Annotated in this window: 10 protein-coding genes; 4 read left to right on the forward strand and 6 right to left on the reverse strand. The window is 71.6% G+C overall.

Annotated elements, in window-relative coordinates; genetic code table 11:
• Positions 1–244: 244 nt before the first annotated feature.
• The 6 genes from Aau02nite_RS25630 to Aau02nite_RS25655 form a co-directional block, all read right to left on the reverse strand.
• Positions 245–3,397, reverse strand: a complete 3,153-nt coding sequence (locus Aau02nite_RS25630; protein ID WP_212991116.1) for a M50 family metallopeptidase — start codon at positions 3,395–3,397, stop codon at positions 245–247.
• A 274-nt stretch (positions 3,398–3,671) separates the two neighbouring features.
• Positions 3,672–5,039, reverse strand: a complete 1,368-nt coding sequence (locus Aau02nite_RS25635) for a S1C family serine protease (RefSeq protein ID WP_246595434.1) — start codon at positions 5,037–5,039, stop codon at positions 3,672–3,674.
• Between the two features lie 379 nt (positions 5,040–5,418).
• A complete protein-coding gene (locus Aau02nite_RS25640; protein ID WP_212991281.1) occupies positions 5,419–6,975 on the reverse strand; it encodes a sensor histidine kinase in 1,557 nt (518 codons plus the stop codon).
• Positions 6,976–6,988: 13 nt separating this feature from the next.
• Positions 6,989–7,705, reverse strand: coding sequence for a response regulator transcription factor (locus Aau02nite_RS25645; protein ID WP_023562178.1), 717 nt, complete (start codon positions 7,703–7,705; stop codon positions 6,989–6,991).
• 67 nt (positions 7,706–7,772) lie between these two features.
• Entirely contained in the window at positions 7,773–8,480 is a 708-nt protein-coding gene (locus Aau02nite_RS25650; RefSeq protein WP_246595435.1) for a lysophospholipid acyltransferase family protein, read from the reverse strand.
• A 104-nt stretch (positions 8,481–8,584) separates the two neighbouring features.
• Positions 8,585–9,349 carry a GNAT family N-acetyltransferase gene (locus Aau02nite_RS25655; RefSeq protein WP_212991118.1) on the reverse strand — a complete coding sequence of 255 codons (765 nt, stop codon included), beginning with the start codon at positions 9,347–9,349 and terminating at the stop codon, positions 8,585–8,587.
• A gap of 155 nt (positions 9,350–9,504) precedes the next feature.
• Here Aau02nite_RS25655 and Aau02nite_RS25660 point away from each other — a divergent pair, with 155 nt between their 5' ends.
• The 4 genes from Aau02nite_RS25660 to Aau02nite_RS25675 all read left to right on the forward strand — a co-directional run bounded on the left by Aau02nite_RS25660 (position 9,505) and on the right by Aau02nite_RS25675 (position 15,397).
• The gene (locus Aau02nite_RS25660) at positions 9,505–10,425 is read left to right on the forward strand and encodes an ABC transporter ATP-binding protein (RefSeq protein ID WP_212991282.1); all 921 of its coding nucleotides are present in this window, start codon (positions 9,505–9,507) and stop codon (positions 10,423–10,425) included.
• Positions 10,422–11,249: a DUF2705 family protein gene (locus tag Aau02nite_RS25665; protein ID WP_212991119.1), complete on the forward strand. Its 828-nt coding sequence runs from the start codon at positions 10,422–10,424 to the stop codon at positions 11,247–11,249. Before Aau02nite_RS25660 ends, Aau02nite_RS25665 begins: the two co-directional genes overlap by 4 nt.
• A 150-nt stretch (positions 11,250–11,399) precedes the next feature.
• Complete coding sequence (locus Aau02nite_RS25670; protein ID WP_212991120.1) at positions 11,400–15,158, forward strand: multifunctional oxoglutarate decarboxylase/oxoglutarate dehydrogenase thiamine pyrophosphate-binding subunit/dihydrolipoyllysine-residue succinyltransferase subunit; 3,759 nt, start codon at positions 11,400–11,402, stop codon at positions 15,156–15,158.
• Between the two features lie 59 nt (positions 15,159–15,217).
• Complete coding sequence (locus Aau02nite_RS25675) at positions 15,218–15,397, forward strand: DUF6104 family protein (protein WP_212991121.1); 180 nt, start codon at positions 15,218–15,220, stop codon at positions 15,395–15,397.
• Positions 15,398–15,465 lie beyond the last annotated feature (68 nt).

Consider the following 15,465-nt stretch of genomic DNA (forward strand, 5'->3'; position numbering starts at 1 on the left):
ACCGGCCGCACCGATCAGTCCAGCTCCGGCATCGGCACCGGCTGTGGCCTGGGACGACACGTGCCGCACTGGACGGCGTCCTCGACCACCAGGGCCTCGGCCCGGTCCCGCTGCGCCGACCGGCTCACCTGAAGGAGGTACGGCCCGAAACGGGCATGGTCCTCGCAGACCCCCCGGCCGCAGAACCGGCAGGTCCCCCGGGCCGCCTTGGCACAGAACCAGCAGAGCACGTGTGTTCCCCTCGTCAGCCGATGGTGGGTGGTTCGCTGGTGGTGGTCGTCGTGCTCGGCACGGGCGCCGTCGTGGTCGGCGGCGGGGTCGTCGGATTGGGCCGCGGCGTGGTGGTCGTCGGCACCGGAGTGGTCGGCGGTGGGGTACGCGGCGGCGTGGTCTGCGGCGGCGTCGTGCGCGGCGGCCTCGGCCGGGTGGTGGTCGGGTCCGGGTCGTCCGGCGTCGTCGGATCGACCGGGTCGGCGGTCGGCTCCGGCACGGTCGTCGCCTCGGTCGGCGGCGCCGAGGTCAGCGACGGGGTGACCACGCTGGGCAGGTCGGAGGGCAGCGGCTGGTCACTCGGCGACGGGCTGGGCGAGCCGGCCGGCGGCTCCACCTTGACGCCGTCACCGCAGCTCAGGTCCGTACCGGTGGCCGGGCTGGGGGTGCCGGCGACGAAGACGCGGCCGGTGGCGGCGGTCAGGCCCTCGGGCTCGACCGCGTACCAGGCGGCGCCCTCGTTGGTGACCAGGCCGCCGGGCCGGGAGACGGTCAGGGCGAGCGGCTGGTACGCGCCGCTGGTGCCGGCCGTGTCGGCGAGCAGCCGGCCGGCCTCCAGCGCCAGGGCACCGTGCGGCACCCGTCGGCGTCCGGCGTCGGTGTACAGCTTGCCGACCTGGGCCTGGGAGCCGGCGCAGAACAGGGTGGCCGAGCCGCCCTGGAAGGTCAGCCGCCCGGTGGTCCCGGCCGGGACGATGATCCGGGCGCCCTCGTCGAGGTAACGCCGGTCGCCCTCCTCGAGCCGGACGTTACGGCCGTTGATGGTCGCCACGATCGTGCCCCGGTCCGAGGTGAGCAGAGCGCGGTCGGTGGGCATCTCGGCCCAGGCCGGGCCGGGCGCGAAGTTGATCGCGGTGAGCAGGAGCGACAGCAGGAGCAGCAGCAGGACGAGCCACCACATCCGGCGCTCGAAGCGGCGGTCCACCTCGGGGTCCTCGGTGCCGTCCGGCGGACCGGGCGGCACGGCCAGCGGCGGGTAGACACCGGCGGAGTGCACACCGTCGGCGGCCGGCCCGCTGCCCGCGGGGCCGCCGGCCGTCTGACCGGGTGTGCCCACCAGCGGCGGCAGGTCGGAGGCGTCCGGGATGACCCAGAGGCGTACGGGGGTGCGGGTCTGCGCGACCATGCCCGGGATGCCGTCACCCACCGGGCCGACCAGCGTGCCGCGACGCAGCTCGACGCCGTCGGGCATGGCGATCACGCCGGACTCCACGACCACCGCGTGCGTCGGCCCCTGCAGCTCCACCGGCGCGCCGGGCTCGAGGTCCACGGGGTGCGCCGAAGCGATCAGCGCGAGCCGCTCGTCCCCGGCCAGCCCGGCCAGCGCGGGGGTGTCGGCGAACAGCGCCTCGGCCTCCGCCCGGTCGGCCGGCGGCGGGCCGGGCAGTGGGCCGACCACCGTGGCGACGGTGGCGGTGGGCACGGCGAGCAGCGTGGTGCCGGCCGTGTGCCAGTCCAGCGACGTGGCCCGGCCGGTGAGCGCGTTGGCCAGTCCGACCACGCCACCGGCACCTACGTGGTGGCGGATGGTGCCGCCGGGGTCACCGGGCTTGCGAGCCTGGACCGCGCCGTCGACGACGACGTACACGGCCTGCTGGGTGGTGCCGGCGACGACGAGCTGGGTGCCGGAGTGCGGACGGATCCAGCGGGCCCGGGCGGCCAGGCCGGCCAGCGCGTGCTCCGGCAGACCACCCAGGTCGGAGGCGCGCAGGGCGGCCAGCCGGCGGGGGGCGTCGGCCTCGCGGCGCTTCTCGGCGGACCGTTCGCGCAGCTGCCGCCACCAGCGGGCCAGCCGGCCGACGGCGAGGTAGATGAGCGGGGCGCACAGCCCGGCCACGACCAGGATCAGCAACAGCTTGGCGGCGAAACCGCTGTGCCACAGACCGGTGACCAGCCCGGAGACCCGGTCGGCCCAGATCCGGTACGCCAGGTTCGCCGCGATCGCCACCCACAGCAGAGCCAGCACCCCGTAGAGGGCGACGATGCGGCCCTCCCGGTCCAGCCCCGCCCACGCCGGCGGGCGACCGCGCAGCCGGCCCGACACCCAGGCGAGGCCCCGCCCGCGCAGGTTCGGGATCTCCAGCCAGTCCATCAGCAGGTAGTAGCCGTCCAGCGCGAGCAGCGGGTTGAGGTTGAACAGCACGTTGAGATACCAGGCGAAGGCCAGCTTGAAGGCCAGCGGCCCGAGCGCGGGCACGGCCAGCCCGACGAGCTGCATCGACCCGGCGAGCACCAGGCCGGTGGCCGGCCCGGCCGCGGTGACCAGCATCCGGGCCCGGCGCCCGGCCATCCAGACGTCGGTGGTGTCGACGAAGACCGAGGGGATGCCGAAGTACACGAGCACGCCGGCCGCGGGCACCTCCCGCCCGGCGTGTTTGGTGGCCAGCGCGTGGCCCAGTTCGTGGCTGGCCAGCGCCAGCAGGTTGAGCAGGAGCAGGACGACAGCGCCGAGCAGGTAGGAGCCGCCGGAGAGGAAGACCGCCTGGCTGCCGCGCCACCAGGTGGTGACGAACAGGCCCAGCCCGGCCACCGCGAAGACGGCCATGACGATGGCCGCAGCCCTGGTGAACAGGAACCGGCCACCGGCGCGGTAGAGCACCGAGATCACCGGGTCGATGTCGAAGACCAGCATCCGGCGGCCGCGGGCCGCCGCCAGCACTCCGCTGCCGACCCGCCGGGGCAGCGGCTGGCGCTCGAGCTCCTGCAGCGGGCGGAAGGCGTCCACCGGCAGCTCGTCGAGCATCCGGTTGCCGGCCAGGTCGGCCACCACCCGGCGGACCTGGTCGGGCGCGAGCCGGCCGGCCAGCCGGGCGAACTCGGCGACGAGACGGGCGACCGTGTGGGTGCCGTCCATCATCAGCGCGAGCTGCCACTCGTCCGGGGTCAGCCGCAGGTAGCAGGCCCGGCCGCCGTCGTCGGGCGAGCGGAGCATGACGTACGCCGAACCGCGCACGCTGGTCAGCTCGACGGCCTCGATCCCGGCGCGCAGCACCGGCCGGGCCCGCGCGGGATTGAGCCGGTCGACCACCGCGCCCCAGAGACCGGGGTCGGCGGGTCCGAGCGGCTCACCCGGCGCGCGTCCGGCCAGGGCTTCCCAGACACTCGTCCGGGTCTCGACGTAGGTCACGCCTTCAGTCCGTTCAGGGGTGGTGGTGGGGTGGTCGGATGGGACGCCTTCAGTCCGTTCAACAGGGGTTCGGCCTTTCCGGCGGCTATGGCGAATGGAGACTAGGCGGTCAGCCCGGCGGAAGGCGAGCCCCCGATAAGCCGATCGCCCGCCGAAATTTCACACAGTGGACATAAAGGTGCGGTGGGTGGTCGCGATCAACCCCCTTGATCGCGACCACCCACCGCCGTGGGGAGGTGGTGCCGCCCGATGGCCCGAGCGGCACCAGGTTGGTTTAGGAAGCCTCGGTCAGCGTCGCGCTGACCGTCTGCTGCTGGCCGTTGCGGGTGAAGACGACGGTCACCTTGTCGCCGACCTTGGCCGACTGGATGATCCCGATCAGGTCGTCGGAGTCGTTGACGGCCTTGCCGTTCACCGAGTTGATGACGTCACCCTGCTCCAGGCCGGCCTTGGCGGCCGCACTGTTCCCGGTGACCGAGCTGACCAGCGCGCCGCCACCCTCGGCCTCGGTGACACTGACGCCGAGCGCGGGGTGGCTGACCTTCTTGCCGGCCATCAGCGCATCGGCGACGTCCTTGGCCTTGTTGCTCGGGATCGCGAAGCCCAGGCCGATGTTGCCCGAGCCCTGACCGGACGTGGCGATGGCGGAGTTGATGCCGATCACCTCACCGTTGGTGTTGACCAGGGCGCCGCCGGAGTTGCCGGGGTTGATCGGGGCGTCGGTCTGCAGCAGCCCGGACATCGAGGTGGCGCCGCCGCTCTGCTGCTGTTGCTGGCCGCCGAACGGGTTCTGCGGGGTCTGCTCGTCCTGACCGCCGGCCCGGATGGTGCGGTCCTTGGCGCTGATGATGCCCTCGGTGACCGAGCCCTCCAGGCCCAGCGGGCTGCCCAGCGCGAGCACGGTGTCACCGACCTGCATCTTGGAGCTGTCGCCGAACTTCGCGGCGGCCAGGTCGGAGACGCCGTCCGCCTTGATCACCGCGAGGTCGGTCCGCGGGTCGGTGCCGACGATCTTCGCCTGCGCCTTCTTGCCGTTGGCGAAGATGACGGTGACCGAGCTGCCGGCGGCGGTGGCGACCACGTGGTTGTTGGTCACGATGAAGCCGTCGGTGCTGATCACCACGCCCGAGCCCTCACCGGTCTGGGTGGTGATCGAAACGACGCTGTCCTTGACCGCGGAGACGATCTGGGCCAGCGAGGAGCGGTCGACGACCCGGTTCACCGAGGCGTCGGCGGTCTGCACGGTCCGGGAGCCGTTGTCGTCGTCGAAGGCGAGCGCGGTGGCCGCGCCGACGCCACCGGCGCCCAGGGCGATCAGGACCGCGGCCGCGCCGGCCACGAAGATCTTGCGGCCACGGCCGGCGCGCTCGGGGTCACGCTGGTCGGTCCCGACGGCCTGGGCCCATGCCGGGGCCTCCGACTGCGGGGGTACGCCGCCGCCGGGCGTCCACTGACCGGGCTGACCGGGCTGACCCGGCGCTCCCTGGGTCGCGTACTGCGGGTGGGGCTGGCCGGCGTAGGCGCCCGCGTAGGGCGGCTGCGGCTGGCCCGGATACTGCTGCTGTCCCGTGCCGTACGGCGGCTGGCCGTAGGGCAGTGGCTGCGTGGGGTGCTGCTGGCCTCCGTGCCCGTGCTGCTGCACCGGGTGCTGGACGCCGCGCTGCCAGGGCGACGCAACCCAGGCGCCCTGCTGGGGCGCACCGGACTGCGGAATGCCGGACTGCGGAATGCCGGCCTGGGGAGCACCGGACTGGGGGGGCGGCCGGCTGGCTCAGCGTCGGCTGCTGCGCCGTGGTGTCGGACTGTCCCCGCTCCGGGCCGGTCGCGGGGGAGGCGTCCGCGGGCCGGTGCGACAGCTCCTCGGACGGTGAGCTTTCGTGCCGCTGCGGGTCGGTCTCGTACTCGTTCATGCGGACTACATTGCCCCTGCCCGCTCCGACCCACCTGTGTTGGCCCTGGACGTTTTCTGTGAATGGCTCGTCCCGAATTTAGGGATTTTTTCCACGATGGCGCCGGGCGAGTCAGATGTCGTCCGGTTCCAGAGCGGGCAGCGTGACCCGGAAAGTCGCACCCTCGCCGGGCTCGCTGAACACCTCCACGGAGCCGTGGTGGGCCCGCACGATCGCCGCCACGATGGCCAGGCCCAGCCCTGTGCCGGTGGCCGCGCGGTCCGTGTGCCGGGTCCTGGCCTCGTCGGCGCGGTAGAAGCGCTCGAAGACGTGCTCGCGCTGCTCCGGTGACAGGCCGGGCCCGGTGTCGGCGATCTCGATGACCGCACGGTTGCCGGACTCGGGATAGAGCGAGAGCGTCACCGCGGCATCGGCCGGTGTGTGCACCAGGGCGTTGGTCATCAGGTTGCCGATGACCTGCCGCAACCGGGCGTCGTCGCCGTACGCCACCAGCTTCTCCGGTGACTCCCGTACGTCCAGCTCGATCTTGCGCTCCGGCGCGGTGGCCTGGGCGGCCTGGACCGCGTCCATGGCCAGCACCGGCAGCTCCACCGGGGACAGCTCCACCGGGCGTTCCCGGTCCAGCCGGGCGAGCAGCAGCAGGTCCTCGACCAGCAGACCCATCCGGGCGGCCTCGTCCTCGATCCGGCGCACCAGCTTGGCGGTGTCCTCCGGGTTGGCGACCGCGCCCTGGCGGTAGAGCTCGGCGAATCCGCGGATGGAGGTCAGCGGGGTGCGCAGCTCGTGCGAGGCGTCCGCGACGAACTGGCGCATCTTCTGCTCCGAGCGCACCGCGCGGGCCTCGGAGATCTGCGCGGCCTCGGCGGCGTCGCGGGCCTGGCTCTCCGCGGCGCGGGCCGCGGTCTCGGACAGCGCCCGGGCGGTGAAGGCCGCCTCGATCTGGGCCAGCATCGCGTTCAGCGCCCTGGACAGCCGGCCCAGCTCGGTCTTGGGTTCGCCCTCGTCGGGCTCCGGATCGGGCACCCGCTGGGTGAGGTCGCCGGCCGCGATGGCGGCGGCGGTCCGCTCGATCTGACCCAGCGGGATCAGGCTCTGCCGCACGATGGCCGCACCCACCGCGGCCAGGGCGAACAGCACCCCGGCGCCGACCAGGATGTCGACCCAGATGAGCCGGCCGATGGCCTCGTCGATGCCGCGCAGCCGCTGACCGGCGTGCAGCACCGTGCCGCCGTTGACGTAGGTGACCAGCATCCGCCAGATGACGGTCCCGTCGGCGGACTTGACCGTGTACTGCTTGCCGATGCGCTTGTTGACCTCGTTCACGCCCTTGAGCACCGGGGGCAGCTGGCTCGGCTTCAGCGCGGGGTCGTACTTCGGGTAGTCCGGGTCACCGATGCCGTCGACCGTGGTGACGTTGACGTAGTAGTCGGCCGGCAGGATCAGCGTCTCGTTGCCCTTGAGGTTCTCCAGGGTGTCGGTGAACCGTTCCAGGCCCACGTCCAGCCGGCTGATCATGTAACTGTGCAGCGCATAGGTGCTCGCGGCACTGATCAGGGACAGCGCCGCGAAGACGAGCGCAAGCACCGCTGCGACGAGCTTGGTGCGCAGCGGGACCCGCCGCAGGTTCGTCTCCGGGACGTGGCTGCGGACCCGGTCGGAGAGGGTCAGGGACACGGTCGGCTCATGCCGCGGGTTTGCGCAGCACGTAGCCGACGCCGCGGAGCGTGTGGATCAGTCGCGGCTGGACGTTGTCCACCTTGCGGCGCAGATACGAGATGTACGACTCCACGATGTTGTCGTCACCCCGGAAGTCGTACTTCCACACGTGGTCGAGGATCTGCGCCTTGGAGAGCACCCGGTTGGCGTTGAGCATGAGATAACGCAGCAGCTTGAACTCGGTCGGCGAGAGCTGTACGCGCTGGCCGGCCCGGTAGACCTCGTGCGTCTCCTCGTCCAGCTCGAGGTCGGCGAAGACCAGCCGCGAGGGCTCCTCGTCACCGGCGGTGGTGCGGCGCAGCACGGCCCGGATCCGGGCGGTGAGCTCCTCGAGACTGAACGGCTTGGTCACGTAGTCGTCGCCGCCCAGGGTCAGGCCGCGGATCTTGTCATCGGTGCCGTCCCGGGCGGTCAGGAAGACCACGGGCGTACGGGCGCCGCCCTCGCGCATGAGCCGGATGACCTCGAAACCGTCGAGGTCGGGCAGCATCACGTCGAGGACGACGAGGTCGGGGGTGGCGTTCTTGGCCGCGCTGACGGCGGCACTGCCGCTGGTCGCGGTGCTGACGTCGAACCCCGCGAAGCGCAGGCTGGCGGAGAGCAGCTCGAGGATGTTCGCGTCGTCCTCGACGACGAGGAGCTTCGCCTCGCTCTGCTTTCCCTGGGTCTGGGTAGCGGCCATGCCACCCATCTTCGTCCAGGTCGCTGCGCTTGCGCTGCACAGTGCCTGAAAGTTCTCTGTGAGCCTGCTAGGCAGCAAGATCGAAGGTGGTGGACCGCAGTCCGGCCGATGCTTGAGCCGCACGGGCCAGCGCTCGCCGGTCGGCACCGGGCTCCGGGCGCAGCGCCGCCGAGCCGTTCAAGGTCACCGTCAGCCCGCGCAGACCGGCCACCCGGCGGACCGAGGACCAGAGGGTGTCGTCGCCGACGAAGGCCGCCTGCGGGGACCCGTACCGGATCGCGATCGGCACGACCGGGGCGCCCGCGTCCACCGCCGCCTGGAAGACCGCCGGCCGGAAGCGGCCCCGTTCGGCGCCGCAGAACGTCGTACCCTCCGGGAAGACCGCGACCGACCGGCCCGCCCGCAGGGCCGCGGTGACCTCGGCCACCGTCGCGGGCAGCCGCTTCGGCCGGGTCCGGTCGACGAAGATCGACCCGGTCCGGGCGGCCAGCGCGCCCACCGCGGGCCAGGCCCGCACGTCGTGCTTGGCGACCAGCCGGACCGGCGTCACCGCCAGCAGCGCGACGACGTCCAGCCAGGAGACGTGGTTGGCCACCAGCAGGCTGCCCGGCCGCGGCGCCGGGCCGCGCCACACCAGCCCGACCCCGAGGGCCGCGAGGATGCCGCGGGAGATCAACCGTGCGGCGACGTGCCGCAGCAGCGGCACCAGGATCAAGGCGCTGAGCAGTACGCCGAAGAGCGCCGCCAACCGCACCACCACGGTCCCGGCGCGCACAGCCTGCGCACCGGCCGGCCGGCACTGCGGTCCGCACGCCGACACCGGCTGCCAAGCTGTGTTCACCCGCGGCGGAAATCCCAGGCCGAGCTCGGGAGCGGCGCTCATCGGGTCGCGCCCAGGAAGTGGCGCCGGTACCGCGGGTCCATCCGGTCCATGGAGAAGAGCACGTAGAAGTCCGCGCAGTCGAAGTCCGGGTCGTAGGCCGGCTCGCCGCACACCCAGCTGCCCAGCCGCAGATAGCCCTTGAGCAGCGGGGGCGCCTGGGTCTTCGGGTCCCCGACCTGATCGGTCCGGGCGAGCCAGGGGTTGCGGGGCCGCACCCGCAGGGCCGGCGGCGCGAGGTGCTTGGCCGAGACCCGGGCCCAGACACCGGCGGCAGTCGCGCCGCCGTCCTCGAGGCCGACCGAGGCGCAGCCACCCAGCCAGCGCAGGTTGTTCAGGTGCAGGTAGCGGGCGATGCCCGCCCACATCAGGTTGACCACCGCGCCCGAGCGGTGGTCCGGGTGCACGCAGGAGCGGCCGGTCTCGACGAGCTGGTCGCGCAGCGGGCTCAGGCCGCTGAGGTCGAACTCGCCGTCGCCGTACCGGCGCCCGGCGCGCTGGGCCGCCGCGGGGGTCATCATCCGGTACGTGCCGACCACCAGGCCGGTCGCGTCGTCCCGGACGATCAGGTGGTCGCAGAAGTCGTCGAACTCGTCGATGTCGCGGCCGTCGGGGGTGGCGCCGCGCAGCGTGGCGCCGAGCTCGCTGGCGAAGACGTCGTGGCGCAGGCGCTGCGCGGCCGCGACCTGACTGGCGTCGTCGGCGATGAGGAGCGAGTAGCCGCTGGTCCCGGTGGGTGCGGCAGCGGTCATGAGTACCGTCATGAGGACTGTGTAAGGCTCGCGTCTGCCGACGGCGTGTCGCCACAGGTGGCGCCGGATGACACTCACGTGAACGCCTCTGTGCGCGTTCCCCGGGCGGGGCGGCCGGGATTGCCGTTAACCGGTAGGTTGAGCGCTCAGTCGATCAGTGAGGAGCAATCGTGACGGCCGGGTCCGAGGAGATCGTCGTCTCCCACCTCACCAAGCACTACAAGCAGCTACGGGCCGTGGACGATCTGTCGTTCACCGTGCACTCCGGGCGGGTCACCGGCTTCCTGGGGCCCAACGGCGCCGGCAAGACCACCACCCTGCGCATGCTGCTGGGCCTGGTCACGCCGAGCGGCGGCACGGCCACCTTCGGCGGCGTCCGCTACAACGACCTCGACCAGCCGATCCGGCACGTCGGCGCCGTGCTCGAGGCGTCCAGCGCGCACAAGGGCCGTACCGGCCTGAACCACCTGCGGATGATCTGCACCGCGGCCGGGCTGCCCTGGCAGGCGGCCGACGAGGCGCTGGCCAAGGTCGGGCTGACGCCGGCCGCCAAGCGCAAGTTCAAGGGCTACTCGCTGGGCATGAAGCAGCGGCTCGGCATCGCCGCGGCCCTGCTGGGCAACCCGCGCGTGCTGATCCTCGACGAGCCGGCCAACGGGCTCGACCCGGAGGGCATCCGCTGGATGCGTGACCTGCTCAAGGCGCTCGCCGCCGAGGGCCGTACGGTGCTGGTCTCCAGCCACCTGCTCGGCGAGATGCAGCAGCTGGCCGACGACGTGGTGATCATCGCGGCCGGCCGGCTCGTCCGGCAGGGCCCGGTCGGCGAGGTGCTCGGCTCGATGGCCGGGATGACCCAGGTGCGCGTGCGCACCCCGCAGGTGGAGGCGCTGACGGCCGCGCTCTCCGCGCGCAACGCCACGGTGACCCCGCTGCCCGACGGCGCCCTGCTGGTCACCGGCCTGGACGCGGCCGCGGTCGGGCACACCGCCTTCACCAGCTCGGTGGAGTTGCACGAGCTGGCCGGCGAGCGCGCCGATCTGGAACAGGTCTTCCTGCAGCTGACGGCCGGAAAGGCGGGCATCCGATGAACCTGGTGAAATCCGAACTCTTCAAGATCCGGTCCACCTCGACCTGGTGGATCCTCGGCCTGGTCACCTTCGTGCTGTGGGCGCTGACCCTGCTGATCAACTGGGCCGGCAGCTCCATCAACTCGAGCCCGGAATCCACCGAGGGCCTGACCGCGGAACAGGCGGAACAGGTCCGGGTGGCCAACGAGGCCGTCAACGTGGCCTCGAACCTCTACACCAGCGGCCAGTTCTTCGGCGTGCTGATGGTGATGCTGCTGGCCGCGATCGTGGTGACCAACGAGTTCTTCCACCAGACGGCCACCACCACCTTCCTGGTGACCCCGCGCCGGCAGTCCGTGGTGCTCGCCAAGCTGATCGCCTCGACCCTGCTCGGGCTGACCTTCTGGTTGATCACCACCGTGCTCAACCTGATCTTCGTGCCGTTCATCCTGGACGCGCTCAACGTCGGCTCCCAGCTCGGCGAGCCGGCGATCTGGCGGGCCCTCGGGCTCAACGCGCTGGCGTACGCCCTCTGGGCGATCCTCGGCGTGGGCGCCGGGGTGCTGATCCGCAGTCAGATCGCCGCCACCATCACCCTGAGCACGGTCTACGTGATCGGCTACTTCGGCGCGACCACGATCTTCTTCATCCTCGGGCCACGGCTGGGCGACTGGTTCAGCAAGCTGCAGGTGCTGGTCCCGCCGCTGGCCTCGCAGCTGATGGTCTCCGGCACCGAGCTGCCCGGCAACCCGCCCCGCTGGGTCGGCGCCGTGGTGCTGATCGGCTACGCGGTGGTCGCCGGCGGGCTCGGCACGTGGCTCATGAAGCGGCGCGACATCGCCTGAGCGTCCTTCTCGCCCTCGGGAAGTTAGTCACAGACCGGACGTCCGGATGGTCACGTAAATCTCACGGCGTAGCCTTGACGGCGATTTCCTTTCCGTCCCGTGTGACGAACGTCGCGTGCTGACAACTTGGTGAAAGAGGCGAACACGGAAGTGTCGACCCAGCAGACTTCGCAAGATAATCCGCTCGCGGACTTCGGTCCGAACGAGTGGATCGTCGACGAGATGTACCAGCGCTATCTGGCCGACCCGTCCAGCGTCGACCCCGCCTGGCACGACTTCTTCGCCGACTACAAGCCGGCGATGGCCTCGGGGTCGATCGCGACACCCGACGAGGCCACCGCGGCCAACGCGAAGGCCACCGCCGCCAAGGCCGGCACCGACGCTCCCGCCGCCGCGTCCATCGCGCCCGAGAAGCAGACCGTGCCGACCAAGCCGGCCCCGGCCAAGCCCGCCCCGGCCGAGCCGGCACCGGCGGCCGCGCCGGCCCCGGCGAAGCCCGCGGCGGCCAAGCCCGCCCCGGCCAAGCAGACCCCGGCGCCGGCCCCCGCGGCCGGCGCCAAGGTCACCACGCTGCGCGGGGTCGCCGCCCGGATCGTGCAGAACATGGACGCCTCGCTGGAGGTGCCCACCGCGACGTCGGTGCGCGCCGTGCCGGCCAAGCTCCTGGTCGACAACCGCATCGTGATCAACAACCACCTCGCCCGCGGCCGGGGTGGCAAGGTCAGCTTCACCCACCTGATCGGCTGGGCGCTGGTCCGCTCGGTCATGGCCCACCCGGAGATGAACAACTCCTTCGCCGAGGTGGACGGCAAGCCGGCCATGGTCCAGCCCGAGCACGTCAACCTGGGCATCGCCATCGACCTCGCCAAGAAGGACGGCACCCGCACGCTGGTCGTGCCGTCCATCAAGAACTGCGAGCAGATGGACTTCCGCAAGTTCTGGCAGGCGTACGAGGACGTGGTCCGCCGGGCCCGCCGCAACGAGCTGACCATGGACGACTACGCCGGCACCACGATCTCGCTGACCAACCCCGGAGGCATCGGCACCGTGCACTCCATCCCGCGCCTGATGGCCGGGCAGAGCGCCATCATCGGCGTCGGCGCGATGGAGTATCCGGCGCCCTACTCCGGCATGTCCGACGAGACGCTCACCGAGCACGGCGTCAGCAAGGTCACCACGCTGACCAGCACCTACGACCACCGGGTCATCCAGGGTGCGCAGTCCGGCGAGTTCCTCAAGGCGATCCACGAGTTCCTGCTCGGCGAGCACGCCTTCTACGACGACATCTTCACCTCGCTGCGGATCCCGTACGAGCCGGTGCGCTGGGTGCGCGACGTGGCCCGCACCTCCGAGGGGCAGATCGACAAGGCCGCCCGGGTGGTGGAGCTGATCCACGCGTACCGGGTCCGCGGTCACCTGATGGCCGACACCGACCCGCTCGAGTTCGAGATCCGCCGGCACCCCGACCTGGACGTGCTCCAGCACGGGCTGACCCTGTGGGACCTGGACCGCACCTTCCCGGTCGGCGGCTTCGCCGGCAAGCAGAAGATGAAGCTGCGCGACGTGCTCGGCGTGCTGCGCGACACCTACTGCCGGCGCGTGGGCATCGAGTACATGCACATCCAGGGCCCCGAGGAGCGGCGCTGGATCCAGGACCGGATCGAGATCAAGTACACCAAGCCGTCGCCGGAGGAGCAGAAGCACGTCCTCAACCGGCTGAACGCGGCCGAGGCGTTCGAGACGTTCCTGCAGACCAAGTACGTCGGGCAGAAGCGCTTCTCGCTCGAGGGCGGCGAGTCGCTGATCCCGCTGCTGGACGAGGTGCTGCAGGCGTCCGCCGAGGGTGGCCTGGACGAGATGGTCATCGGCATGGCGCACCGCGGCCGGCTCAACGTGCTGGCCAACATCGTCGGCAAGCCGTACGGGAAGATCTTCAACGAGTTCGAGGGTCAGATGGACCCGAGGTCGGCGCACGGCTCCGGGGACGTCAAGTACCACCTGGGCCAGACCGGCAAGTACACGACGCCGGACGGCGAGAGCGCGACGACCGTCAGCGTGGTGGCCAACCCGTCGCACCTGGAGGCCGTGGACCCGGTGCTGGAGGGCATCGTCCGGGCCAAGCAGGACCGCCTCGACCTGGGCCTGCACGGCTACACGGTGCTGCCGGTCCTGATCCACGGTGACGCGGCGTTCGCCGGCCAGGGCGTGGTGGCCGAGACGCTCAACCTCTCCCAGCTGCGCGGGTACCGCACCGGCGGCACGGTGCACGTGGTCGTCAACAACCAGGTCGGCTTCACCACCGCCCCGGAGTACAGCCGCTCGTCGCTCTACTCGACCGACGTGGCCCGCATGATCCAGGCGCCGATCTTCCACGTGAACGGCGACGACCCCGAGGCCGTGGTCCGGGTGGCCCGGCTGGCCTTCGAATACCGCCAGGCGTTCAACAAGGACGTCGTCATCGACCTGGTCTGCTACCGCCGCCGCGGGCACAACGAGGGCGACGACCCGTCGATGACCAACCCGCGGATGTACCAGATCATCGACACCAAGCGTTCGGTCCGCAAGCTCTACACCGAGGAGCTGATCGGCCGCGGCGACCTGACCGTCGACGACGCCCAGGAGCAGCTGCGCGACTATCAGGCGCAGCTGGAGAAGGTCTTCAAGGACACCCGGGACACCGCCGGTTCCCCGCCGCGGGCGCGGCGCTCGGCCACCGACGAGCCGGAGCCGCAGGTCGACACGGCCATCGACGCGGCCGGCGTGCAGGCGGTGGGCCAGGCCCACCTCGACCTGCCGGAGGGCTTCACCCCGCACAAGCGGGTCCAGCAGCTGCTGGACCGGCGGGCCAAGATGGCCACCGACGGCGGCATCGACTGGGGCATGGGTGAGCTGATCGCCTTCGGCTCGCTGCTGAGCCAGGGCGTCACCGTGCGCCTGGCCGGCCAGGACTCGCGGCGCGGCACGTTCACGTCGCGGCACGCCGCGATCGTCGACTCGAAGACCGGCAACGACTTCCTGCCGCTCTCCACGCTGGCGACCGGCAACGCCCGCTTCTTCGCCCACGACTCGCTGCTCAGCGAGTACGCGGCGATGGGCTTCGAGTACGGCTACTCGGTCGAGAACCCCGAGGCGCTGGTGCTCTGGGAGGCGCAGTTCGGCGACTTCGTCAACGGCGCCCAGTCGATCGTCGACGAGTTCATCTCCTCCGGCGAGGTCAAGTGGGGCCAGCAGTCGTCGCTGGTGCTGCTGCTCCCGCACGGCCAGGAGGGCCAGGGCCCGGACCACTCGTCCGGCCGCCCGGAGCGGTTCCTGCAGCTCTGCGCGCAGGACAACATGCGCGTGGCCAACCCGACGACCCCGGCGAACTACTTCCACCTGCTGCGCCGCCAGGCCCTGTCGCCCAAGCGCAAGCCGCTGATCGTCTTCTCGCCGAAGTCGCTGCTGCGGCACAAGCTGGCGGTGTCGCCGGTCGCCGACTTCACCAACGGCCGGTTCCAGCCGATCATCGGCGACGCCGGGATCAACGGCACGCCGCTGGACGCCGCGGCGGTCAAGCGGGTCCTGCTCTGCTCGGGCAAGGTCTACTACGACCTGTTCCAGGCCCGGGCCGAGCGCGGCAGCACCGACACGGCGATCATCCGGATGGAGCAGATCTACCCGCTGCCCGTCGAGGAGCTCAAGGCGGTGCTCAACCAGTACCCGAACGCGGAGGACTTCGCGTGGGTGCAGGAGGAGCCGGCCAACCAGGGCGCCTGGTCGTTCGTGGCGCTCAACCTGCTGGAGCACCTGGAGGGTGTACGCCTGCGCCGGATCTCGCGGCCCGCCGCGGCGGCCCCGGCGGTCGGCTCGGCGAAGCTGCACGACGCCGAGCAGTCGGCGCTGGTCGAGGCGGCTCTGCCCCGGCCCTGACGCAGTGAGCAGTCGGGGGCGTTTCGCTGCGGCGGAACGCCCCCGCTTACTATCCGGTCATGTACTTCACCGATCGTGGCATCGAGGAACTGGTCGAGCGGCGCGGCGAGGAATCCGTGACCCTGGAATGGGTCGGCGACCAGCTGAAGAACTTCGTCGACGCCCACCCGGAGTTCGAGACGGCCATCGAGCGCTTCGCCACCTGGCTGGCCCGCGACGACGAGGACGACGACGAGTAGCGGGGTCGACCCACCATGATCTCCTGTGGTCGCGCGAAGCTTCGCCCGTGGTGCCGGGCAGCTAGATT

The sequence above is a fragment of the Actinoplanes auranticolor genome (genome assembly GCF_018332655.1).
Lineage (GTDB): Bacteria > Actinomycetota > Actinomycetes > Mycobacteriales > Micromonosporaceae > Actinoplanes > Actinoplanes auranticolor.

Bases quoted from the DNA above. Each gene is read 5' to 3' on its own strand.
- Aau02nite_RS25645 (WP_023562178.1), bottom strand. From the start codon at position 7,705: ATGGCCGCTACCCAGACCCAGGGAAAGCAGAGCGAGGCGAAGCTCCTC.
- Aau02nite_RS25655 (WP_212991118.1), bottom strand. From the start codon at position 9,349: ATGACGGTACTCATGACCGCTGCCGCACCCACCGGGACCAGCGGCTAC.
- Aau02nite_RS25665 (WP_212991119.1), top strand. From the start codon at position 10,422: ATGAACCTGGTGAAATCCGAACTCTTCAAGATCCGGTCCACCTCGACC.
- Aau02nite_RS25675 (WP_212991121.1), top strand. From the start codon at position 15,218: ATGTACTTCACCGATCGTGGCATCGAGGAACTGGTCGAGCGGCGCGGC.